The organism is Leisingera sp. SA32, assembly GCF_056033425.1.
The window spans coordinates 133,347-154,412 of sequence record NZ_JBVYHB010000006.1; the positions used below are offsets into that span (position 1 = coordinate 133,347).

Annotated in this window: 17 protein-coding genes; 15 read left to right on the forward strand and 2 right to left on the reverse strand. The window is 63.7% G+C overall.

The window, feature by feature from the left end; genetic code table 11:
- Window positions 1–29: 29 nt before the first annotated feature.
- Window positions 30–911, forward strand: coding sequence for a LysR family transcriptional regulator (locus AC0IPL_RS11045; protein ID WP_474274468.1), 882 nt, complete (start codon window positions 30–32; stop codon window positions 909–911).
- Here AC0IPL_RS11045 and AC0IPL_RS11050 read toward each other — a convergent pair.
- On the reverse strand, window positions 884–2,380 hold the full coding sequence (locus AC0IPL_RS11050) for a UdgX family uracil-DNA binding protein (protein ID WP_474274469.1): 1,497 nt from the start codon (window positions 2,378–2,380) through the stop codon (window positions 884–886). The two genes, AC0IPL_RS11045 and AC0IPL_RS11050, sit on opposite strands and share 28 nt — an antisense overlap.
- Window positions 2,380–3,615 carry a putative DNA modification/repair radical SAM protein gene (locus AC0IPL_RS11055; RefSeq protein WP_474274471.1) on the reverse strand — a complete coding sequence of 412 codons (1,236 nt, stop codon included), beginning with the start codon at window positions 3,613–3,615 and terminating at the stop codon, window positions 2,380–2,382. The genes AC0IPL_RS11050 and AC0IPL_RS11055 overlap by 1 nt, the downstream gene beginning before the upstream one ends.
- 266 nt (window positions 3,616–3,881) lie before the next feature.
- Between AC0IPL_RS11055 and AC0IPL_RS11060 the strand changes: the two genes are divergently transcribed.
- The 14 genes from AC0IPL_RS11060 (at window position 3,882) to AC0IPL_RS11125 (ending at window position 21,063) form a co-directional block, all read left to right on the forward strand.
- Complete coding sequence (locus tag AC0IPL_RS11060; protein ID WP_474274472.1) at window positions 3,882–5,276, forward strand: PAS domain S-box protein; 1,395 nt, start codon at window positions 3,882–3,884, stop codon at window positions 5,274–5,276.
- 108 nt (window positions 5,277–5,384) lie between these two features.
- Window positions 5,385–7,139, forward strand: a complete 1,755-nt coding sequence (locus AC0IPL_RS11065) for a sensor histidine kinase (RefSeq protein WP_474274474.1) — start codon at window positions 5,385–5,387, stop codon at window positions 7,137–7,139.
- Complete coding sequence (locus tag AC0IPL_RS11070) at window positions 7,136–8,476, forward strand: sigma-54-dependent transcriptional regulator (protein ID WP_474274476.1); 1,341 nt, start codon at window positions 7,136–7,138, stop codon at window positions 8,474–8,476. Before AC0IPL_RS11065 ends, AC0IPL_RS11070 begins: the two co-directional genes overlap by 4 nt.
- Window positions 8,477–8,601: 125 nt before the next feature.
- Window positions 8,602–9,612: a C4-dicarboxylate TRAP transporter substrate-binding protein gene (locus tag AC0IPL_RS11075; protein WP_474274478.1), complete on the forward strand. Its 1,011-nt coding sequence runs from the start codon at window positions 8,602–8,604 to the stop codon at window positions 9,610–9,612.
- Window positions 9,613–9,682: 70 nt separating this feature from the next.
- On the forward strand, window positions 9,683–10,315 hold the full coding sequence (locus tag AC0IPL_RS11080) for a TRAP transporter small permease subunit (protein ID WP_474274480.1): 633 nt from the start codon (window positions 9,683–9,685) through the stop codon (window positions 10,313–10,315).
- 12 nt (window positions 10,316–10,327) lie between these two features.
- Window positions 10,328–11,728 carry a TRAP transporter large permease gene (locus AC0IPL_RS11085; RefSeq protein WP_474274482.1) on the forward strand — a complete coding sequence of 467 codons (1,401 nt, stop codon included), beginning with the start codon at window positions 10,328–10,330 and terminating at the stop codon, window positions 11,726–11,728.
- A 460-nt stretch (window positions 11,729–12,188) separates the two neighbouring features.
- A complete protein-coding gene (locus AC0IPL_RS11090; RefSeq protein ID WP_474274484.1) occupies window positions 12,189–13,676 on the forward strand; it encodes an aldehyde dehydrogenase family protein in 1,488 nt (495 codons plus the stop codon).
- Window positions 13,677–13,723: 47 nt separating this feature from the next.
- The gene (locus AC0IPL_RS11095; protein ID WP_474274485.1) at window positions 13,724–14,605 is read left to right on the forward strand and encodes an NAD(P)-dependent oxidoreductase; all 882 of its coding nucleotides are present in this window, start codon (window positions 13,724–13,726) and stop codon (window positions 14,603–14,605) included.
- A gap of 87 nt (window positions 14,606–14,692) precedes the next feature.
- Window positions 14,693–15,673: a TRAP transporter substrate-binding protein gene (locus AC0IPL_RS11100; protein ID WP_474274486.1), complete on the forward strand. Its 981-nt coding sequence runs from the start codon at window positions 14,693–14,695 to the stop codon at window positions 15,671–15,673.
- 55 nt (window positions 15,674–15,728) lie between these two features.
- Window positions 15,729–16,256 carry a TRAP transporter small permease gene (locus AC0IPL_RS11105; RefSeq protein WP_474274487.1) on the forward strand — a complete coding sequence of 176 codons (528 nt, stop codon included), beginning with the start codon at window positions 15,729–15,731 and terminating at the stop codon, window positions 16,254–16,256.
- Complete coding sequence (locus tag AC0IPL_RS11110) at window positions 16,249–17,532, forward strand: TRAP transporter large permease (RefSeq protein ID WP_474274489.1); 1,284 nt, start codon at window positions 16,249–16,251, stop codon at window positions 17,530–17,532. Before AC0IPL_RS11105 ends, AC0IPL_RS11110 begins: the two co-directional genes overlap by 8 nt.
- Before the next feature lie 148 nt (window positions 17,533–17,680).
- Window positions 17,681–18,265 (forward strand): ANTAR domain-containing response regulator, encoded by a 585-nt coding sequence (locus AC0IPL_RS11115; protein WP_474274491.1) that lies wholly within the window; start codon window positions 17,681–17,683, stop codon window positions 18,263–18,265.
- Entirely contained in the window at window positions 18,262–19,428 is a 1,167-nt protein-coding gene (locus AC0IPL_RS11120) for an ABC transporter substrate-binding protein (RefSeq protein ID WP_474274493.1), read from the forward strand. The genes AC0IPL_RS11115 and AC0IPL_RS11120 overlap by 4 nt, the downstream gene beginning before the upstream one ends.
- A gap of 267 nt (window positions 19,429–19,695) precedes the next feature.
- The gene (locus AC0IPL_RS11125; RefSeq protein WP_474274495.1) at window positions 19,696–21,063 is read left to right on the forward strand and encodes a CmpA/NrtA family ABC transporter substrate-binding protein; all 1,368 of its coding nucleotides are present in this window, start codon (window positions 19,696–19,698) and stop codon (window positions 21,061–21,063) included.
- Window positions 21,064–21,066: the final 3 nt, after the last annotated feature.

Below are 21,066 nucleotides of genomic sequence, written 5' to 3' on the forward strand. Positions count from 1 at the left end.
CACCCCGCCGCAAGTTGAGTGAGGTGCGCTTGCCCCAACGCCCGTATGATCTGCCCCCGCTGAGCAGCCTTGTCGCCTTCGAGGCCGCTGCCCGACATGTGGGGTTCAAGGCCGCCGCGCGCGAATTGAATGTCACGCCCGCCGCGATAAGCCATCAGGTGCGGGCGTTGGAGACGGAGTTGCGCTGCCAGCTGTTCACGCGCCACCATCGCGGCGTGGAGCTGACGGAAACCGGCGCCTATCTGCTGGTGGCCCTGCAACGCGGGTTCGAAACGATGGGCGATGCGATGGATCAACTGCGGCAGAGGTCGAACCGGGCTTCGGTCACGATTCGGGTGACCACAGCGGTCAGCTCACTCTGGCTGACGCCCAAACTGGCACAGTTCTGGCGATCGCATGGCGATATCTCGGTGGCTCAGATTGTCAGCGACACGGACCACTCCGGGGCGGATTGCGACCTGAGCATTCACTACGGGGACGTGTCTCGCGAAAGCGGCACGTGCAGCATTCTGTTTCATGACCAGATCATGGCCCTTGGCAGCCCGAGGTTCGCCCAAGCGCACAGGGTGGCGGGGGCCGCCGAACTGGCGAGACTGCCGCTGATCCATTTCGATTCCGCTGTGTCCGGTTGGACCGATTGGCACGGCTGGTTGCGCGCTCTCGGCTACGCTGGGCCGGTGACAAACAGCCACCGCGTCAACAATTACGTGATTGCCCTGCAGGCCGCGCGGGATGACATGGGGGCCGTGCTTGGCTGGGTCGGCCTGACCCGAACCTATCTGGAGACCGGCGCATTGGTGCCGCTGTTACCGGAGCGGGTGGAGACCGCCGAGGACTTCTACATAAAGCTGTCGCCGCACCCATCACAAAGAGCACGTCTGGTCTACGACTGGCTTTTGACTGCATCATGAGTGCCGCCCAAAGGCCCCTGCAACCCGGCCGGCCGTCTGCTGACGTTCGGCAACACGATCCCGGCGGCCGTCATCAGATCCTGCTGGAACTGTCCCTTCGCCCGCGCTTGCTCCGCCGGATCGGGAAGCCGCAGAAGATAGGCGGGGTGAAGGGTGATGAGCACCGGCAAGCCGCCCGGCCCCCGCTCGATCTTGCCGCGCCGGGACAGGATGCCCGCTCCCTTGCCCGTAAGGCTGAGAGCCGCAGTGGCGCCCATGGCGAGGACCAGTTTGGGTTGCACCGCGGCAATCTCGGCCTCCAGCCACCACCGGCACTGCTCTATCTCGGGCATGTCGGGGCGCTGGTGGATGCGGCGCTTGCCACGGGCGGTGAATTTGAAATGCTTGACCGCATTGGTGACATAGGCGGCCTCCCGGTCCAGCCCGGCTGCAGCGGCGGTCCTGTCGAACATTTGCCCGGCGGGACCAACCAGCGGGCGGCCGCTCAGATCCTCCATGTCGCCGGGTTGTTCCCCCACCACCATGAGATCGGCGTCTGCGGGGCCTTCGCCCGGTACCGCCTGTGTCGCGTGGCAATGCAAAGGGCAGCGCGTGCAGGCGCGGATCGCCCGGGGCAGATCCTCGGTCGGCCCGTCCCAGGCTGATGTGCAAGACGCCAACTGCGCCTGCACCTGCGCCATGCGGGCCGGGGGCAGGGTGGGGCCTGCCTCGGCCATGGCACGGGCGCGCGCCGGGGCCTCGGCAATCATCTGGGGGATCAGGGCGGCCTCGGGCATGTTCTTCCAGTATTTCTTCGGCATCTCCGATTGCATCGCCTTCACCTTCAGGCGCGCCGGATTGAAGATGTTCTGGAAATAGGTGATCCAAAGCTGCTCGCCCGCGTCCGCGGGCAGATCGGGCTTGGCGTGGCCCGCCTCAAAGCGCAGGGTGCCGTTCTCAAAAATCGCCGAGACATCGGGGGTCAGGATGCGCCAGTCCATATCCGCAAAGCGCCGCACAAAGAAATCCGCCGTGGGTTCCACCGTGTGATGCGTCGGCTCAAACCAGGCGGCAAAACTGCGACGGTCCGCATCCGGCGCGCCGATTTCGCGAAAGCGAACAAAGGCTTTCATCTTGTGCTGGCACCGACGCACGTTCTTTTCCATCTGTCGCAATTTCGACAGATCGGCATCACCCCGGTCGGCCATCAGATTTGGCGCATCCTTCAGCCTCCACAAAAAGGCATACAACCGGGCAAAGCGTTCCGGATCGCTGTGCCAAACGGCGGTTTCAGCCATCGTGATAAAGCTGCGCGGCACCGACGCGCGGCCCGTGGCCGGCGGTGCGGCGTCGCCGCCAAAGAGGTCGGGCGCGGCGGCATGACCGCCCCAGAGAATCTGCTCGGGCGGCACCCCGGCGGCGAGGAAGCCGCGCGCTGCCGCGCGCCACGCGGCAGCCGTGCCAATCTGTGGCAGGGTGACGCGGTGCATCAGAACAGGGTCAACTGTTCGGGCGGCGGTGTGAAGCGCGCGCGCAGGTTGGCGCTGTCGGTCAGCCCGCCCGGCGTCCAGCCCCCGGCAGTGACAAAAGCGCGCGCCTTCTTCATCGACGCCCCCATGCGCAGCAGATCTTCGTAGCGCAAGCTGCGGTGACGCCGCGTCGCCAGAATGCGATTCACGGTCTTCACCCCAAACCCCGGCACCCGCAGCAGCATCTCTCGGCTGGCGCGGTTGACGTCGAGGGGAAAGACCGCGCGATGCGCCAAGGCCCAGGCGAGCTTGGGATCGACCTCCAGATCCAGATTGCCGTCACGGGTGACAGAGGTGATCTCGTCCAGCTGGAAATCATAGAAACGCAGCAGCCAGTCTGCCTGATACAGCCTATGCTCGCGTTGCAGCGGCGGGCGGATCAACGGCAGTTTGGCGGAACTGTCGGGGATCGGCGAAAAGGCAGAGTAATAGACACGCTTGAGCTTATAGCTGGAATAAAGCCGCGTTGACTGGCCCAGCACGGTTGCATCGTTCGACCCATCCGCGCCGATGATCATCTGTGTCGACTGGCCTGCCGGTGCGAAACGCGGCGGGCGCTTGCCGGAAAAGGACCTGTCCTTGCTCGCCTCCTTGGTCATCCGCACGTTGGCCATGGCGCGGCGGATCTGCTCGGGCTTCTTCTCGGGCGCATACTGCTGCACTGCCGTATCGGTGGGCAGCTCCACGTTGATCGACAGACGGTCGGCCAGACGGCCCGCTTCCTCGATCAGCTCAGGCGCGGCGTCGGGGATCGTCTTGAGGTGGATATAGCCCCGAAAATTTTCCTCGTGCCGCAGTTTTCGCGCGATCTGCACCATGTCGGACATCGTCGCGTCGGGCGAACGGATCACGCCAGAGGACAGAAATAGCCCCTCGATATAGTTGCGCCGATAAAATTCGATGGTCAGCTTCACCACCTCGTCGACGCTGAACCGCGCCCGCGTGACGTTGGAGGAGACGCGGTTGATACAGTAGCTGCAATCGTAGATGCAGAAATTTGTCATCAGGATCTTCAGCAGGCTGATGCAGCGCCCGTCGGGGGCGTAGGCATGGCAGATGCCGCTGCCTTCGTTGGACCCCAACCCCTTGCCGTCGCGCGAATGACGCTTGGTCGAGCCCGAGGACGCACAGGATGCGTCGTATTTCGCGGCGTCACTGAGAATCGCCAGTTTTTGTTCGAGTGTCTGCTTTGCCATATGTTCTACATATGTTCTGTGCGCAGCCGTGTCACCCGCTGACGCGCAGAACCGCCCGGATTGGGCGTGAATTCGCCTGACACGCCACCATTTGCAGCTGCGGCTGCGCCCGCACGCCGAAAGGTCGGGTGCCAGCGGTCGTGGTATCGCCGTGGCAGGCGCGTGATTTGCAGAGAATTGCATCCTGACAGCTTTTCTTTTAGGTTGGTAAGCTGGCGAACGCATATCGCGATACCGCCCCTCGCCGCAGGTCAAGGAAAACCCAGATGCAGAAAACCGCCGCGGCTGACGATTTGTCCGGCATGCTGGATGTGCTGAATGCTCTGGATGACGAGACTGTCGTCGTGGACGCGACCGGCTGCATTGTCGCTGTCAATCCGGCCTGGGAAGCGTTTCGGGTTGAAAACGGGGGCGCGCCGGACAGCTGTTCGATCGGCAGCAACTATCTGGCGGTCTGCTCCTCAGCCGAAGGAACGTCGAGTGCCACCGCGTCTTTGGCGGCGGAGGGTCTGAACACGACGCTCACGACAGGCAGCCCTTTCCGTTGCGAGTATCCCTGCAACAGCCCAACCGAAAAACGCTGGTTCGAACTGTCTGCGAACCGTTACCAGAAAAACGGCAGATCCTATCTGATCGTGCAGCACCGCAACATCAGCAGGCGGCATGTTGAGCGGGAGGAGATCGAGCAGGCCTATGTCAACGCCAGCGCCATGACCGCGTTGATCGCCTCGACCAGCGATGCGGTCATCAGCTATGATTTGGATGGCAATATCATCACATGGAACCCCTCCGCAGAGCGGCTCTACGGCTACCGGTCGGCAGAGATTCTGGGGCGCTCCCTTGAAACGCTGTACCCGGAAAAGTGGCCCAAGCGGGTCGCCATCTACCGCGATGAGATCATTGCGGGCAGGCTGCGGGACTTTGAGGCCACGCGTGTCGCCAAGGACGGCACGGAACACGAGGTCTGGATCAGCTGCGCGCCGATCCGCAACGCAGAAGGCGAGGTGATCGCGATCTCCAACATCCACCGGGACGTGACGGAGGTGCGCAAGGCAGAACGCGCCCGCGACCTAATCGCGAGCGAGGTGATCCACCGCGCCAAGAACATGCTGGCCGTCGTCTCGGCCATCCAGCGCCAAACCGCGCGCAGTGCCACAACGCTGGAGTCGTTCAACAAGAGCTTCGGCGCCCGCCTGGCGTCGCTCTCGAAATCGACGGATCTGTTGGTCCACAACGCCTGGACCAGCGTCCCGCTCAGCCGCCTGGTCGCGGAACACCTCGAACCCTTTACGGCTGTCGACAAAGACCAGCGCATGGTGATCTCTGGGCCGGACATCGATCTGCAACCTGAATCGGTCCAGACAATCGGCATGGCCCTCCACGAGCTGGCGACGAACTCCGCGAAATATGGCGTGATGCAACAGCGTCAGGGGCAGGTTGCGATTTCCTGGCAGGTCGCGCAGCCCGGCGGGCCATTGCAGTTTCGGTGGCTGGAAACCGGGATGGCCATTGAGGGCAAACCCAGCAGGCACGGCTTTGGTCATTCGGTACTGACCACCTATGCGACAACGGCCCTGGACGCGCAGGCCTCCTATGTGGTGGATGACCGCGGGATTGTCTGGGAGATCGAGGTGCCACCGTCGCATTTTCACGCGCGCTGACATCGCCCGGCACCGATGCCGATCTGGGCGCTTTTGGCGTACTGGGCACCCTCCGGCCCCGGCGCGATGCCGACTCGTGCGGCGCAGCCCGGCCAAGAACGTCTTGCCATGCAGCTTTTTTCCAGCCTATCGACACATATGCGCAGGTTGCCCTTTCTAATACCGCTGCTGGCGACGATCGTGATTGCGGTCGGCGTCTTCACGGCGTCCGGCGCCTATTTCCGCTCGGAGGAACGCGCCAAGGCGGCGGGGCGGCTGTCGCTCTACCGCAGCTCCGTGGTTGCCGAACTGGAGCGGTTCTCGCATCTGACTTATGTGCTGGCCCGCGATGCCGCTGTGCGGGCGACCGCCAAGGGACAGGACACAGACACGTTGAATGCGCGGCTGCGCAGCTTTGCCGCCAAGGCAGGGCTGGACGCCATCTACCTGATGGATGCCGACGGAACCACCATCGCCGCCTCCAATTATGGCCAGCCCAGCAGCTTTGTCGGGCAGGGTTATGCCTTTCGGCCCTATTTTCAGCAGGCGCTGGCGGGCCGCCAAGGGCGGTTCTTTGCCATTGGCACCACAACCGGGTTGCCCGGCTATTTCATCGCCGATCCGGTGCTGGGCACCGACGGGGCGCCAATCGGGGTCATCGCCATCAAGATCAGCTTTGCCCGGCTGGAGCAAAGCTGGCGCAACTCGGGCGAGCAGGTGTTGCTGGCGAATGACGACGGCGTGGTGCTGCTGGCGTCGGCGCCGGATTGGCGCTACCGGGTGCTGTCGCCCCTGTCTACCACTCAGCGTCGCCGGATCCTGGAAGCCCGGCAATTTCCGGACCAAGCGCTGGAGCCGCTGGACTGGCAACCGGGTGCGCGTGGCCGCGCGGTCATTGCGGACCGCGCCCAGCTGCACCTGACGGCCGCCATCCCGCCACATGACTGGACCTTGCATTACTTTGCCAGCGACGACCGTGCGGCGGCGCGCAGTTGGCTGCTGACCTCGCTCGTTGTTGTTGCGGCTGGCATGGCACTGTTGCTGTTGCAGCTCCAGCGCGCCCGGCGGATCAGCGCCGCCTTGGCCCGGTCGGAACAGGAAGAGGCCCAGCTGCGCCGCGCCAATGAGCATCTGGCGGTCGAGATCGAAGAGCGGCGTGCGGCGGAGCGCCGCCTGAAACGCACCCAGGACGAGCTGGAGCGCGCCAGCCGTCTGGCCGCTTTGGGCAGGCTGGCCGCCTCTGTGACGCATGAACTGGGCCAGCCAATCGCCGCCATGCGCAACCACTTGGTGGCGGCCGAGCTCGCCCCGGACAGCCCCGCCGCGCTGGCGCCCCGGATCGGTGCCCTGGTGGACCGGATGGAAGGGATCACCCGACAGCTCAAGTTCTTTGCGACACCCGACGCCGACGCCCTGACTGCCGTCGATCTGAACGCGGCGCTGCGCGCCTCTGCCGCCCTGGTTGCCCCCAACCTGGAAGCGGCGGGCGCTGAGCTGCGGCTTGCCGCCGGACACGATCCGGTTGCGGTGCTGGGCAGCCGCTTGCGGATCGAACAGGTGATGACCAACCTGCTGCGCAATGCCATCGACGCCAGCGAGGACAGCCCCGCGCCGCGGATCGAGGCGCACACCGGCGCGGCGGAGGGCGCGGTCTGGTTCGAAATCAGGGACAACGGCCACGGGCTGGGGGCCGCCACCCTGGCCGATTTGCAGGAACCCTTCGTCACCACCCGCGAGAGCGGCCGCGGCATGGGCTTGGGGCTGGCGATTTCAGCCGGTATCGTGCAGGACCATGGCGGCACCATGACGGCCCGCAACCGGGCCACTGGCGGCGCGGTGTTTCGCGTCACGTTTCCCGCCATGCCCGCAAAGGAAGACCAATGACGACCGGCGCCCGGCCTTTCACCATTCTTGTCGTCGATGACGACAAATCCATGCGCCTGTCGCTGACCGACCTGCTGGAGGCCGCAGGCTGGCAGGTCACCGCAGTCTCCCGCGCGACGACCGCGCTGGAGCGTCTGCCAGCGCTTGAACCGGACGTCATCCTGTCCGATGTGCGGATGCCCGGCATGTCCGGTCTCGACCTGCTGGACAGCCTGGACGCCAAAGCGCCGCCTCTGGTGCTGATCTCCGCCCATGGCGACATTCCGATGGCGGTGAAGGCGATGCAGGACGGGGCCTACAGCTTTGTCGAGAAACCCTATGAGCCGCGCCGCCTGCTCGCCATCCTGCGCCACGCCGCCGAACAGCACCGCATGCAGCAAAGCAACACGCGGTTGAAGGCGCGGCTGTTTGAGCTGTCCGGGCTGGACCGGTTGCTGCTGGGCCAGTCGGCGCCAATCGCACAGCTGCGGCAGGACATTCTGGATCTTGCCGAAACCGGCACCACCGTTCTGATCGAGGGCGAGACCGGCACCGGCAAGGAGCTGGTGGCGCGGGCGCTGCACGACCTGGGGCCAAACGCCGATGCGCCCTTTTTGGCGCTGAACTGCGCGGCGCTGTCACCCGCCACCTTTGAGGCCGAAATGTTCGGCACCGCAGACGGCGGCGGCGGGCGGCTGCTGACGGCCTCGGGCGGGACGCTGTTCCTGGACGAGATCTGCTCCTGCCCGCTGGAGGTGCAGGCCAAGCTGTTGCGGGTGATCGAGGACAAACAGATCCTGCCCGCAAGCGGCCGCCTGCCGGTGCCGGTTACGTTCCGCGTGGTATCGGCAACCAATGAGGCCGTCGATCTGGCAGTGCAGGAAAACCGCCTGCGCAAGGATTTGCTGTTTCGCCTCAACACGATGGTTCTCACTCTGCCACCGCTGCGCCAGCGCCGCGACGACCTGATGCTGCTGACCGCGCATTTCCTGGCAAAGTTTGCCCGGCTCTATGAAACCGCGGTGCCGCAGATCACCCAGGACGATCTGGCCGCCCTGATGGCGCATGACTGGCCCGGCAACGTGCGCGAGCTGCGCAGCATCTGCGAGCGGCGCGTGCTGGCGGCGCGGCGCGGCGGCGGCTCGATGGCGGCCGCGATCCGCCTGGATCCGCAGCCGGACGACGTGCCCGATACCCTGCGCGCAGCCGTGGCAGCCTTTGAACGCGAGCTGATCGGCAAGGCAATCAAGGCGCATGAGGGCCGCATGGATGCCGCCGCCGAGGCGCTGGGGATCGGCCGCCGCACGCTGAACGAAAAAATCGTCAAACTGGGCCTCGACAAGGACGCCTTACTGTAGCCCACAGGCCCTGCGGAAATCCGCAGGGCGCCGCCTCAGGCGCGCGCATTTTCCTTCATAGGCAGGCGCTTCGTCATCCCGGATACTCCCCCAATCATATCCGCATGTATCTGGGAGGAGCATCCGTGCGCACATACCTCAAAGGGGCCGCTCTTGCCGCCCTCACCACCGCATTTGCAACCGAAGCCATGGCCACCGAGTGGAATGTCTCGCTCTGGGGCAAGCGCCGCGCCTTTACCGAACACGTCGAGAAGCTGGCAGAGCTGGTCGACGCGAAAACCGGCGGCGCGTTCACCCTGAACATCAGCTATGGCGGACTGTCCAAGAACAAGGAAAACCTCGACGGTATTTCCATCGGCGCGTTTGAGATGGCGCAGTTCTGTGCCGGCTATCACCGCGACAAGAACCCCACCATAACCGTGCTGGAGCTGCCGTTCCTGGGCGTCACTTCGCTGGAGCAGGAAATTGCCGTCTCGCAGGCGCTGTATCAGCACCCGGCGGTGCAAAAGGACCTGGCGCGCTGGGACGCGACCCTGCTGATGCCCTCGCCGCTGCCGCAATATAACCTGGTCGGCACCGGTGACGTGCCCGCCACGCTGAAGGATTTCGAAGGACTGACCGTGCGGGCCACCGGCGGCATCGGCAAGGCGATGGAAGCGGTCGGCGGGGTTCCCACCTCGATGTCGGCCACCGAAGTGCGCCAGGCGATGGACAGCGGCATCGTCAAGGCCGTCGCCTTTGCGCCGCACGCGCATATGTCCTTTGGTACCATCGAAAACGGCGCCTGGTGGACCACCAACCTGAACCCCGGCACGGTGAACTGCCCGGTGGTGGTGAACACCGACGCGCTCGACAGCCTGTCTGACGACCACCGCGCCGCGCTGCTGGACTCGGTGGATGAGGCGCTGGCCCATTACGTCGATTTCTACACGTCCAAGACCCTGGACGCCTGGCAGCCCGCCCTCGAAGCCGCCGGCATCGAGCAGGTGACTTTCCCGGATGCCGAGATCGCCGCCTTCAAGACAGCGGCTGCCGCCCCCGCGGCCGAGGCCTGGATCGAAGAAAACACAGCCCGCGGCATCCCCGCCCAGGAGCTGTATGATCTGGTAACCGGCCTGATCGCTGACGGCAGCTGACCCTGCCGCGCCCCGCAGCCAGCCGCTGCGGGGCCCTTTCCGCTTTCCTGAAACCTGATGGAGGTCCGCCATGGCCGGCGCATCCCTGGTGCTGACAGACGGCAGCCGTCTCAGCACCCTTGACCAGAAGCTGTACCAAATTGAGAAACCCCTTGCCCTGCTCAGCGGTCTGGCGGTGTTTTCGCTGATGCTGCTGGCGGTGGGCTCCGTCGGCGGGCGCAATCTGTTCAACAGCCCGCTGCCGGGCTATGTGGACTGGATCGAGCAGGCGATGCCGCTGATTGCCTTCATGGGCATCTCCTTTACCCAGCGCGATGGCGGCCACATCCGCATGGACATGCTGGTCGGCGCCCTGAAAGGCCGTGCGCTGTACCTCGCCGAATTCATCACCACCGCGGCCGTTCTGCTGCTGATGCTGCTTATGGTCTGGGGCTCCTGGGCGCATTTCGAGCGCAGTTTCGACCTTACCGCCCCGTGGTGGAGCGGCGACAGCTCAATGGACATCTCGCTGCCGCTCTGGCCGGCCAAGCTGCTGGCGCCGCTTGCCTTCAGCGTGCTGTGCCTGCGCCTCTGCCTGCAACTGTGGGCCTATGGGGCGGCTCTGCGCAGCGGCACGGACCGCCCCGTTGCCGTCCCGATGATCGCCGACGCCGCCACCCAGGCCGCGATGGAGGCGGATCACGTCTCTGGCCACGACACCTGAGGAACATCTGACATGGAACCGATTGAAATTGGCCTGATCGTCTCTGGCGGGCTGCTGGTCATGGTTATCCTTGGCATGCGCGTGGCCTTTGCCGCGGCCGCTGCCGGGATGATCGGCCTGATCTGGATCTTCTGGGCCAAGTTCGGCTATGACCCGGCCCGATTTGGCAAGGCGCTGACCATCGCGGTCAAGACAGCAGGGCAGGTGCCGCACTCCAAGGTCTCCAGCCAGGCGCTGTCGCTGATCCCGACGTTTATCCTGATCGGCTACCTTGCCTATTACGCGGGCCTCACACGCGCGCTGTTCGAGGCCGCCAAACGCTGGCTGGCCTGGGTGCCGGGGGGGCTGGCGGTCTCGACCGTCTTTGCCACCGCAGGCTTTGCCGCGGTGTCCGGCGCGTCCGTGGCCACGTCGGCGGTCTTTGCCCGCATCGCCATCCCGGAGATGCTAAAGATCGGCTACAACAAGCAGTTCGCGGCAGGCGTCGTGGCGGCGGGTGGCACGCTGGCCTCATTGATCCCGCCCTCGGCGATCCTGGTGATCTATGCGATCATCGTCGAACAGGACGTGGGCAAGCTGCTGCTGGCGGGCTTCATTCCCGGTGCCTTCTCCGCGCTGATCTATGGCGCGTTGATCATTGGCATGGCCATGGTCATCAAGGATTTCGGCCCGCGCGTTACCGGCTTTACTTGGCGCCAGCGCTTTGCCGCCTTGCCGCAGGCCCTGCCCATCCTGTTCGTTGTCGTGACTATCATTTTCTTTGTCTACAACCCCTTTGGCGGTGACGCCTGGGGCACCCCGACCGAGGGCGGCGCCATCGGGGCCTTCGTGGTGTTTCTGATGGCCCTGTACCATGGCATGCGCTGGCAGCAGCTGAAAGATGCGCTGCTGGAAACCGCCAAGCTGAGCGTAATGATCTTCACCATCATCTGGGGGGTGCTGATCTATGTGCGCTTCCTCGGCTTTGCCGATTTGCCCGGTGCCTTTGCCGATTGGATCACCGCTCTGGAGATGAGCCCGATGCTGATCCTGGTCTGTATCCTGCTGGCCTATGCAGTGCTGGGCATGTTCATGGATGCAATCGGCATGCTGCTGCTGACGCTGCCGGTGGTGTACCCGGCGGTGATGGCCTTGAACGGCGGCGAGGCGGTTTCGGCTGCGGACAGCACTTTTGGCATGTCCGGCCCGATGTGTGCGATCTGGTTTGGCATCTTAGTGGTGAAAATGGCCGAATTCTGCCTGATCACCCCGCCGATCGGGCTCAACTGCTTTGTGGTGGCCGGGGTGCGCGACGATCTGAGTGTGCAGGATGTGTTCAAAGGGGTCACCCCGTTCTTTATCGCGGACGCCGTCACCATCGCATTGCTCGTTGCCTTTCCGGCCATTGTGCTGTGGTTGCCCGGCCAGGTCTGAACCCTTGTACCCCCCGCGGAGACCGTTCTTCGGTCTCCGCGACCTCCGCTTTCGAGCACTGCACGACGCGCGCCATCTTTCAAACCGGGGCCTTGGCATGCCACCACCCTTCGATCCTGCGGCGCTTCCCAGATCCGGCTGCCTGTAGACAGTGCCCGTGGCACGATCTCCTCATTGGATAACCCCCTGACCGTTATCAGGAATCGCACTTTTAGAAAGCGCGTGCCTGTGCGCGTGCACCCCTATTGCGTGGAATCAGGGTTATGGTAAGACACCGCGCTATACCAGATCCTCCTTTGCCGCATTGGCGCGCCGTTCTGGGCCAAGTCGATAATTAGCATGTATACTAACTTGTATTCTCAGGTCCTCCCGGCTTACAAATGCGCTGCACCCGTCTTGGCGCCGGGCGTGGGCTTTCAGGGCCAAAATTCACAACAGAATTTGACAGGTTTAAGACGCAATGAAGGATTGGAACTCAGCCGCGGCTGATCTCTACGATGGCGCGCTCCGCCGGATGTTTATCGACGGACAGTGGTGCGAGGCACGTTCGGGCGAGGTGCTCGAAGCGCGAAACCCGGCGGACGGCTGCCTGCTCGCCACGGTTCCCCGCGGCAGTGCCGCCGACGTAGATGCAGCGGTGACCGCTGCGCGCAAGGCCTTTGACGGGCCTTGGTCGAAATGGACCCCGTTCGAGCGCCAGGCATTGCTGTTGCGCATTGCGGAAAGGTTCGAGGCGGAGTGGGAAAACCTTTGCCTGTCCGACACATTGGACATGGGCATGCCAATTCAGCGCACCCTTGCCAACAGCCGCCGGGTGTTGGGCATGCTGCGGTTCTACGCGGGTCAGGCCGTCGCAATCCACGGCGCCACAATTCCAAATTCCTTTCCCGGCGAAATCTACTCTCAGACCGTGCGTGAGCCCATCGGCGTCGTCGGGGCGATCATTCCGTGGAACGCGCCAATCGCGGGGTCTGTGTGGAAGATAGCGCCCGCCATCGCAACCGGCTGCACGGTGGTGCTGAAGCCCTCCGAAGAAGCCTCGCTCACAGTGCTGATGATCGCCCGGATCATGCAGGAAGCAGGTCTGCCCGATGGCGTTTTGAACATCGTGACGGGTCTGGGCAGCGAAGCCGGGGCGGCGCTTGCGGAACATCCTGGCGTCGACAAGATTGTTTTCACCGGCTCGACCGCGACCGGCCAGGCGATCGCACGCGCGGCCACTGGCAACCTCAAGCGGGTTTCGCTGGAATTGGGCGGCAAGTCACCCGTGATCGTCTGCCGTGACGCCGATATTGACAAAGCGGTGCCGGTTGCCGCGATGGCCGTTTTTGCCAACTCCGGGCAGATCTGTATCGCCGGGTCGCGCCTGTTTGTTGCCCGCGAAATCCACGACGAATTCCTGCGCCGCGTTGCCGAATATGCCGCGTCCCTGCGGATTGGTCACGGGATCAAGGAGGACACGGACATTGGCCCGATCATCTCGGCCCAACAGGCCGAACGCATCGCAGGCTATCTTGCGGCAGGCACGCAGGAGGGGGCGACGGTTCTGACCGGTGGCGCCCGCGCTGAGGGGCCGGACTTGCAAGACGGTCATTTCTTCCAGCCCACCGTATTGGGCAGCGTCACGGACGACATGAGCGTGGCGCGCGAGGAGATCTTCGGCCCCGTCATCTCCGCACTGCCCTTTGACACCCTGGATGAGGTGGTGGAGCGGGCCAACGCGACGCCCTATGGTCTCGCGGCGGGCGTCTTTTCGACCCACCTTGGCACCGCGCACAAGCTCGCCCACCGGCTGAAGGCGGGGTCCGTATGGGTGAACATGTACCACGCCATCGACCCTGCGGTTCCCTTCGGCGGTGTCAAAATGTCGGGTTACGGCCGTGAAGGCGGCACCGAACACATGGAAGAATACCTCGACACCAAGGCGATCTGGATCAACGCGGACTAACTTCGGACCGGTTCAGGTCCCCACACTCTGACAGAAAGAGCATCGAAATGCATGTTGGCATCATCGGCGTTGGGCTTATGGGGCATGGGATTGCCCGCAATGTCCTTTCACGAGGCGGCTTTGCGCTGAGCTTCCTTGACCATCCGGGCAACCAGCCGACGGATGAAATCGTGGGCCTTGGTGCCAGCGTCTGCGCGACCCCGGCCGAGATTGCCGGGGCGTCGGACGTGGTAATCCTCTGCGTGACCGGTACGCCGCAAATCGAAGCGATCATTACCGGCCAAGGTGGCCTTGCTTCTGCCCTCAAACCCGGAACAGTCGTGGTCGATTGCTCCACCGCACTGCCGGACTCGACCCTGCGGATGGGGGAGATTATTCGTCAGGCGGGCGGCGACTATATCGACGCCCCTATGACCCGCACCGCGAAACACGCCCACGACGGCACCCTGAACCTGCTGGTCGGCGGCGCCGCGGAGACATTGGAAAAGGTGCGTCCCGTGCTGGCCTCCTTTACCGAGAAGGTCGACCACGTTGGGCCGCTGAGCCATGGCCACAGGTTGAAGCTCCTGCACAACTACGTCTCCGTGGGCTTCATGACGCTGCTGGCCGAAGCGGCGGCGCAGGCCTCGGACGCAGGGGTTGATCCGCAGACCTTTGTCGATGTGCTGGCAAACGGCGGCGGTGCCAGCGCGGCGCTGGACCGGCTGGCCCCCTACATTGTTGAACAGGACCGCGAGGGGCTGCCCTTCTTTGTTTCCAACGCGCTGAAAGACATCGATTATTACCGCGACATGTCAAAGGCGTCCGGCGCGCGGCAAACGGTTGCGGACGGGGTTGCGCTGGCGTTGAAAGCACCGGTCGAAGCCGGACATGGCGATGCCTATGTCCCGGAATTGGTCCGCCTGTTCAGCAAGAACAAACAAGGCTGACCACAACATCGGCGCCCCTCTTGGCGAGGGGTTGCCACAGATAGTTGCCTTGTGTAGCAACTAATTGAATTCAGAGGGAGGATTTCAATGACTTTCGTTTTCCGCGGTCTGGCGTCTGCCGGGCTGCTCATCGCGGCTGGGCTGCCGGCCTTGGCACAGACTGAGTTGAAGATCGGCTACGCGCTGGCGCCCGACAGCCACTACGGCGTCGCGGCTCAGAAATTCGAAGAGGTTCTGAAGGCCGAAACCGGCGATGCGTTCGATTTCAAACATTTCCCGTCGTCAGGTCTGGGCGGCGAGCGTGAAGTGATCGAGGGTCTGCAGCTTGGCACGGTCGAGGCAACCATCGTGTCCTCCGGTACGCTGGCGAATTTTGTCCCGGACACGGGCGTTTTTGACATCCCCTTCCTGTTTCGCGATCTGCAACATGCCCGCGCTGTCCTCGATGGGCCTATCGGGCAGCAGATCCTTGGAAAATTCGACAACGTCGGCCTGCACGGCCTGGCCTGGGGCGAACAGGGGTTTCGTCACATCACCAACAACCGCAACCCGATCCACACCCCGGCCGACGCCGAAGGGCTGAAGGTCCGCACCATGGAAAACCCGGTGCATCTGGCGGCCTTCAACGCGATGGGCGCTGCGCCGACACCGATGGCCTGGCCAGAGGTGATTTCCTCGCTTCAGCAAGGGGTGATCGACGGGCAGGAAAACCCGCTCTCGGTGATCGTATCCGTGAAACTGGACGAAGTGCAAAAATACCTGACCTTGTCCGGCCACGTGTATTCTCCGGCCATGCTGCTGGTGTCCAAACCATTCTGGGAAGGGTTGGATGACACCCAGAAAGCCGCATTTGAGAAGGCCGCGGCCGAAGCCGCCACGGCGATGCGCGGCTATGTCGACAACGTCGAGACCAGCGGCGTCGAAACGCTGAAAGAGCGCGGCATGGAAATCAACGCGTTGTCTACAGAAGAGAAAGCGGCCTTTCAGGCCTCCATCAGCTCCGCTTACGAAGGTTATTACGAGACCTACGGCCAGGATCTGGTGAACGCGATCGTCGAATTCGAGTGATCATTGCGCGTCGGCGCTGGTGATGCGCCGACGCCTTTTCCGTTGCGGGGGTATCGTGAAAAAGCTGGAGCACATATTCGTTGCGCTGAACGGTTGGGTGCTGATCCTGATGCTGTCTGCCATGGCCGTCATCATCGGGACCAATATCACGCTGCGGTACCTGACGTCGCACTCGCTGCCTTGGGCGGATGAGGCGGCCCGGTATTTGATGATCTGGCTGACGTTCACCGGCGCCGGGCTGATTCTGCGCATCGGTGGCCATGTTGCGATTACCAATCTGCAGGACGCGCTCCCGCGCACCGGTCAACGGCTGCTGCGGGCGGTGATCGTCGCCCTGCTGCTGGGCTTTTTCGCATTCATGGTCCATGTCGGCTGGCAGTACGCCCAACGGATGCAGTATCAGGTCACGCCGGCCCTGCGGCTGCCGTTCCTGTATGTCTATGCAGCGATGCCGGTTGGTTTTTCCCTGCTTATGGTGCATTTGTTGCTGATCGCCCGTCCGTTTATCGAAGCTGGGAATTACCGGCCCCTTGCGCCCGATGGGGGTGGTCATACCGCCTTGCCCGGAGGCGCAAATGGCTGAAATTCTGTTTCCCGCGCTGTTCCTGCTGCTGGCGCTGGGGCTGCCCGTCGCCTTTGCGATGGCCATTGCGGTGTTCCTGGCCATCACCTTTGCCTCGAACTACCCACATCTCGTGGTGGTGAAAGAGATGTTTGCCGGGCTCGACAGTTTCCCGCTGCTGGCGGTTCCCTTTTTCATTCTCGCCTCTGAAATCATGACCGGCGGCGCGGTGACACATGCGATCTTGCGCCTTGCACAGGCGTTTGTCGGCCACCTGCGCGGCGGACTTGGGCATGCCAATGTTGTCAGTTCAGCGATGTTTGCCGGCATTTCCGGCAGCGCACTTGCCGATGCGGCCGGCCCCGGCACAATGATGATCCGGATGATGGAAAAGGGCGGTTATGATCGACCCTATGCAGGGGCGTTGACCATCGCCAGTTCGGTCGTGGGACCGATCATCCCGCCTTCGATCACCATGATCATCTATGCCATGCAGGACAAGGAAGTCTCGGTCGGTTCACTGTTCATGGCGGGTGTGTTGCCGGGGTTGCTGATTACGCTGCTGATCCTGCTGGCCAACGCACGGGTCAGCAAGCGCCGTGGCTATGCCTCCGGGCAACCGATGCCATCCATGGCCGAGATCGGCCGGATTGCGCTTTATGCCGTGCCCGCCCTGTTGCTGATCCTGCTGGTGGTCGGCGGCATCCGGTTCGGCATCTTCACCCCGACAGAGGCCTCCGTCATCGCTGTTTTCTATGCGCTTCTGGTCGGCATGTTCGTCTACCGCTCGCTGCGCTTGCGTGACCTGCCGGATATTGTGCTGCGGGCGGCCCTGACCTCTGGTGCGGTCCTGTTGATCCTGGGCGCAGCGCGGGCGTTTGCCTGGGTGCTTATCATCGAAAGCGTGCCGCAGGTCCTGGCAGAGACGATCATTTCGTGGAACCTGTCGCCCATCGTGTTTCTGCTGGCGGTCAACCTACTGCTGCTGGTGTTTGGTCTGTTCATGGATCCGCTGCCGGGTGTGATGATCCTGGTGCCGATACTCGCGCCGATCAGCTTTGCGCTGGGGATTGACCCGAACCATTTCGCGATCATCGTGATCGTCAACCTAACGCTTGGCCTGGCCACCCCGCCGGTCGGGAGCCTGATTTTCGTGGTGTCTTCCACCGCCGGGCTGAAACCCTCGACGCTGGTGCGTGAGATGCCGCCGTTCTTCCTCGCATTGGCGGCGGCGCTCCTGCTCATCACCTTCGTGCCCGTTCTGTCCACGTGGCTGCCAGCCATCAGCGGGTTTTGACTTTGATGCGCCTGCCGGGTGGCGCGCGATTTGGCTTTCGCTGAAACGGCAGGCACGCCGCCCATTGTTTGCGCACATGACGCGTGCCGAGCGGCCCGGTAAGGTGCCTGCGCTATTGCTGAGCTGCAGAACTTGCGATGGTCTCGGCATGGCCGATCCCCTGTCAATCATCGTTGTGGAAACCGACCGCGACCGCGCGTCGATTATCGTCGACGGTTTGCGCGAAGCAGGAAACTACGACATTCACGTTATCTCAGAGCCCTCTGAACTCGCCCGCAATATCCAGGCCAGGGCGCCCGACGTTGTGCTGATCGACATCGAAAACCCCTCCCGCGACGTGCTGGAGGAACTGGCGCTGGCCTCCGGTCCGCAGGAACGGCCCGTGGCGATGTTTGTGGACCGAAGCGCCGATGGGCTGACCGCTGCCGCAGTGGAAGCAGGCGTGTCGGCCTATGTGGTTGACGGTCTGCAGCCCGGCCGGCTGAAGCCGGTTCTGGACGCCGCCATCGCCCGCTTTCGGATGGTGCAACGTATCCGCACCGAACTCGCCGCGACCAAACGCGCGCTAGAGGAGCGCAAGGTGATCGACCGGGCCAAGGGCATGATCATGAAAGCCCGCGCCATCACAGAGGACGAAGCCTATGCGCTCTTGCGCAAGACTGCGATGGACCAGAACAAACGCGTGGCCGAAGTCGCGCAGGCGCTGGTGACCGCGGCGGGGCTGCTGGCATGACCTTGACGACATTGCCTGCAGGTTTCGTGCCGCTTACCGACGCCGCGCCGCTGATCATCGCGCAGGAGATGGGGTTTGCCGCCGAGGAACGGTTGACGCTTGATCTGCGTCGGGCTCCCTCATGGTCGGCGCTCCGGGACATGCTGGCCTTTGGTCAGGTCGACGCGGCACACATGTTGGCGGCGCTGCCGGTGGCCGCCGGACTAGGGCTGGGCAGCAGCAATGCGGCGTTCTCTGTTCTTTCCGTGCTCTCCGTAAACGGCACCGCCATCGGGATCGGCAACCAGCTGGCAACCCGCCTTGCCGCGGCCGGTCACGGTTTCGACTTTGCCGATGCAGCTGCTGCCGGCCAGGCCTTCCTCGCGGCTGCAGAGGACGAACTGCGCATCGGCGTGCCCTTCCCGTTCTCGATGCACACGGAATTGCTGCATTACTGGCTGAAGGGCGCCGCCAAGCGGCTCAGCATCCGTACCGTGCCGCCCCCCCTGATGGCGGACGCGGTGCGCGACGGCGAGATCGACGCCTTTTGCGTCGGCGAACCCTGGGGGTCACTGGCCGTCGATCAGGGCGCTGCGGCGCTCTTGCTGCCCGGCCGTGCGATCTGGAGCTGCGCGCCAGAGAAGGTTCTGGCAGTACGCAGCGAATGGGCCAACGCCGAAGGCGCCCTCGCCGGCCGCCTGATCCGCGCCCTCTGGCGGGCCGGGCGCTGGCTGTCCGACCCGTCGAGCCACGGGCTCGCGGCTGAAATCCTGGCGGCGCGTCAATACCTCGACCTTCCTCCCGAGATCATCGAACGCGGTCTCACCGGAAAGTTCACCGTGACCCCGCAAGGCTTGCAGCGACAGGCGCCGGGTTTTGCCGAGTTTCACCGCGGCGCCGCAGGCTTTCCTTGGCAAAGCCAGGCGCAATGGATCGCCCTGCAACTGGCACGCCGAAACGGTCTGGCGATCCGGCCTGCCCTGGCACAGGCCGCAGACGTCTTTCGCAGCGACATCTACCGCCGCGCGCTGGAAGACACCGGAGCGGTTCTGCCCCGTGCCTCTTCCAAACCGGAGGGCGCGGCGGCAGCCGAAATCCCGGCTGCCGGAGAATCACAAGCGCTCAACCTGATGGAAAACCGGTTCTTCGACGGCTGCATTTTTGACCCCTCCGCCGAGCGCTGATGAAAATACGGGCAGCCAGCCCGCCCGTCGCGCTGCGTCGCAGCAAAATTCGCCGCGATCGCGAAAGAACCCTTTGGCCCCGCCCCCGCATGCGGCAACCTGATCCCAGGTCGGCAATGGCGCCCGCCTGACAGAATTTCCCGAAGACCGGGTTTCATTGAGCAAAGCCGCTCGACCCACTGCCACTCCTCCCGGCGGTGCGTGTCAGCGGCTTTTTTCTGTTCGGCCCTCCGCGTCCGGACGCAGCAACCAAGGGGAACCTTCCCGATGCAGAAACTGATCCTCGCCCTCACAGCTTCCACCGCCCTCACCGGCCCCGCGCTGGCAGCAACACTCGACCTTGAGAAGGACGTGCTGACCTTCGGCTTCATCAAGCTCACCGACATGGCGCCGCTCGCCGTCGCCTATGAGCAGGGTTTTTTCGACGATGAAGGGCTTTTTGTCACGCTCGAAGCCCAGGCGAACTGGAAAGTCCTGCTGGACGGCGTGATCGACGGCACCCTGGATGGCGCACACATGCTGGCAGGCCAGCCGCTGGCGGCGACCATCGGCTATGGAACCAAAGCGAACATCATCACGCCCTTCTCGATGGATCTCAATGGAAACGGCATCACGCTGTCCAACGAGGTCTGGGAAAAAATGAAGCCGAACCTGCCCACGGATCCAAGCGGCAAGATCGCGCACCCGATCTCTGCCTCTTACCTGAAACCGGTGATCGAGGACTTCAAGGCCGAAGGCAAGCCCTTCAACATGGGCATGGTTTTTCCGGTTTCGACCCACAATTACGAGCTGCGCTACTGGCTGGCCGCCGGTGGCATCAACCCCGGCTACTACTCCCCTGAAAACGTGACCGGCCAGATCGGCGCCGAGGCGTTCCTGTCGGTGACCCCGCCGCCGCAGATGCCCGCGACGCTGGAGGCCGGCACGATCTCCGGCTACTGCGTGGGGGAGCCGTGGAACCAACAGGCCGTGTTCAAGGGCATCGGCGTGCCAGTCATCACCGATTTCGAAATCTGGAAGAACAATCCCGAAAAGGTCTTTGGCCTGACGGCGGAATTCGCGCAGGAGAACCCGAACACCACCCGCGCCGTCGTCAAGGCACTGATCCGCGCCGCCATGTGGCTGGATGAAAACGACAACGCCAACCGTGCGGAAGCGGTCGAGATCCTATCGCGCCCGGACTACGTCGGTGCCGATGCGGAGGTGATCGCCAACTCGATGACCGGCACCTTTGAATACGAGCCCGGCGACACGCGCGCGGTGCCCGATTTCAACGTGTTCTTCCGCTACAACGCCACCTATCCGTTTTATTCGGACGCGGTCTGGTACCTGACCCAGATGCGCCGCTGGGGCCAGATCGCCGAGCCCAAGCCCGACAGCTGGTATGACGCGGTCGCGCGCTCGGTCTACAAGCCTGAGATCTACCTGGAAGCGGCGAAAATGCTGGTCGATGAAGGGCTTGCCGATGCCGCCGACTTCCCTTGGGACAGTGACGGCTACAAAGCGCCGACCCCGGCAGAGGACATCATCGACGGCATTCCCTTCGATGGCACAGCGCCCAACGCCTACATCGACAGCCTGCCGATCGGCCTGAAGGCCGGGCAGACCGTCGTCGGCAGCGCCGTTCAGGGCTGACAC

Bases quoted from the DNA above. Each gene is read 5' to 3' on its own strand.
- AC0IPL_RS11050 (WP_474274469.1), bottom strand. From the start codon at position 2,380: ATGCACCGCGTCACCCTGCCACAGATTGGCACGGCTGCCGCGTGGCGC.
- AC0IPL_RS11055 (WP_474274471.1), bottom strand. From the start codon at position 3,615: ATGGCAAAGCAGACACTCGAACAAAAACTGGCGATTCTCAGTGACGCC.
- AC0IPL_RS11060 (WP_474274472.1), top strand. From the start codon at position 3,882: ATGCAGAAAACCGCCGCGGCTGACGATTTGTCCGGCATGCTGGATGTG.
- AC0IPL_RS11065 (WP_474274474.1), top strand. From the start codon at position 5,385: ATGCAGCTTTTTTCCAGCCTATCGACACATATGCGCAGGTTGCCCTTT.
- AC0IPL_RS11070 (WP_474274476.1), top strand. From the start codon at position 7,136: ATGACGACCGGCGCCCGGCCTTTCACCATTCTTGTCGTCGATGACGAC.
- AC0IPL_RS11080 (WP_474274480.1), top strand. From the start codon at position 9,683: ATGGCCGGCGCATCCCTGGTGCTGACAGACGGCAGCCGTCTCAGCACC.
- AC0IPL_RS11085 (WP_474274482.1), top strand. From the start codon at position 10,328: ATGGAACCGATTGAAATTGGCCTGATCGTCTCTGGCGGGCTGCTGGTC.
- AC0IPL_RS11090 (WP_474274484.1), top strand. From the start codon at position 12,189: ATGAAGGATTGGAACTCAGCCGCGGCTGATCTCTACGATGGCGCGCTC.
- AC0IPL_RS11095 (WP_474274485.1), top strand. From the start codon at position 13,724: ATGCATGTTGGCATCATCGGCGTTGGGCTTATGGGGCATGGGATTGCC.
- AC0IPL_RS11100 (WP_474274486.1), top strand. From the start codon at position 14,693: ATGACTTTCGTTTTCCGCGGTCTGGCGTCTGCCGGGCTGCTCATCGCG.
- AC0IPL_RS11110 (WP_474274489.1), top strand. From the start codon at position 16,249: ATGGCTGAAATTCTGTTTCCCGCGCTGTTCCTGCTGCTGGCGCTGGGG.
- AC0IPL_RS11115 (WP_474274491.1), top strand. From the start codon at position 17,681: ATGGCCGATCCCCTGTCAATCATCGTTGTGGAAACCGACCGCGACCGC.
- AC0IPL_RS11120 (WP_474274493.1), top strand. From the start codon at position 18,262: ATGACCTTGACGACATTGCCTGCAGGTTTCGTGCCGCTTACCGACGCC.
- AC0IPL_RS11125 (WP_474274495.1), top strand. From the start codon at position 19,696: ATGCAGAAACTGATCCTCGCCCTCACAGCTTCCACCGCCCTCACCGGC.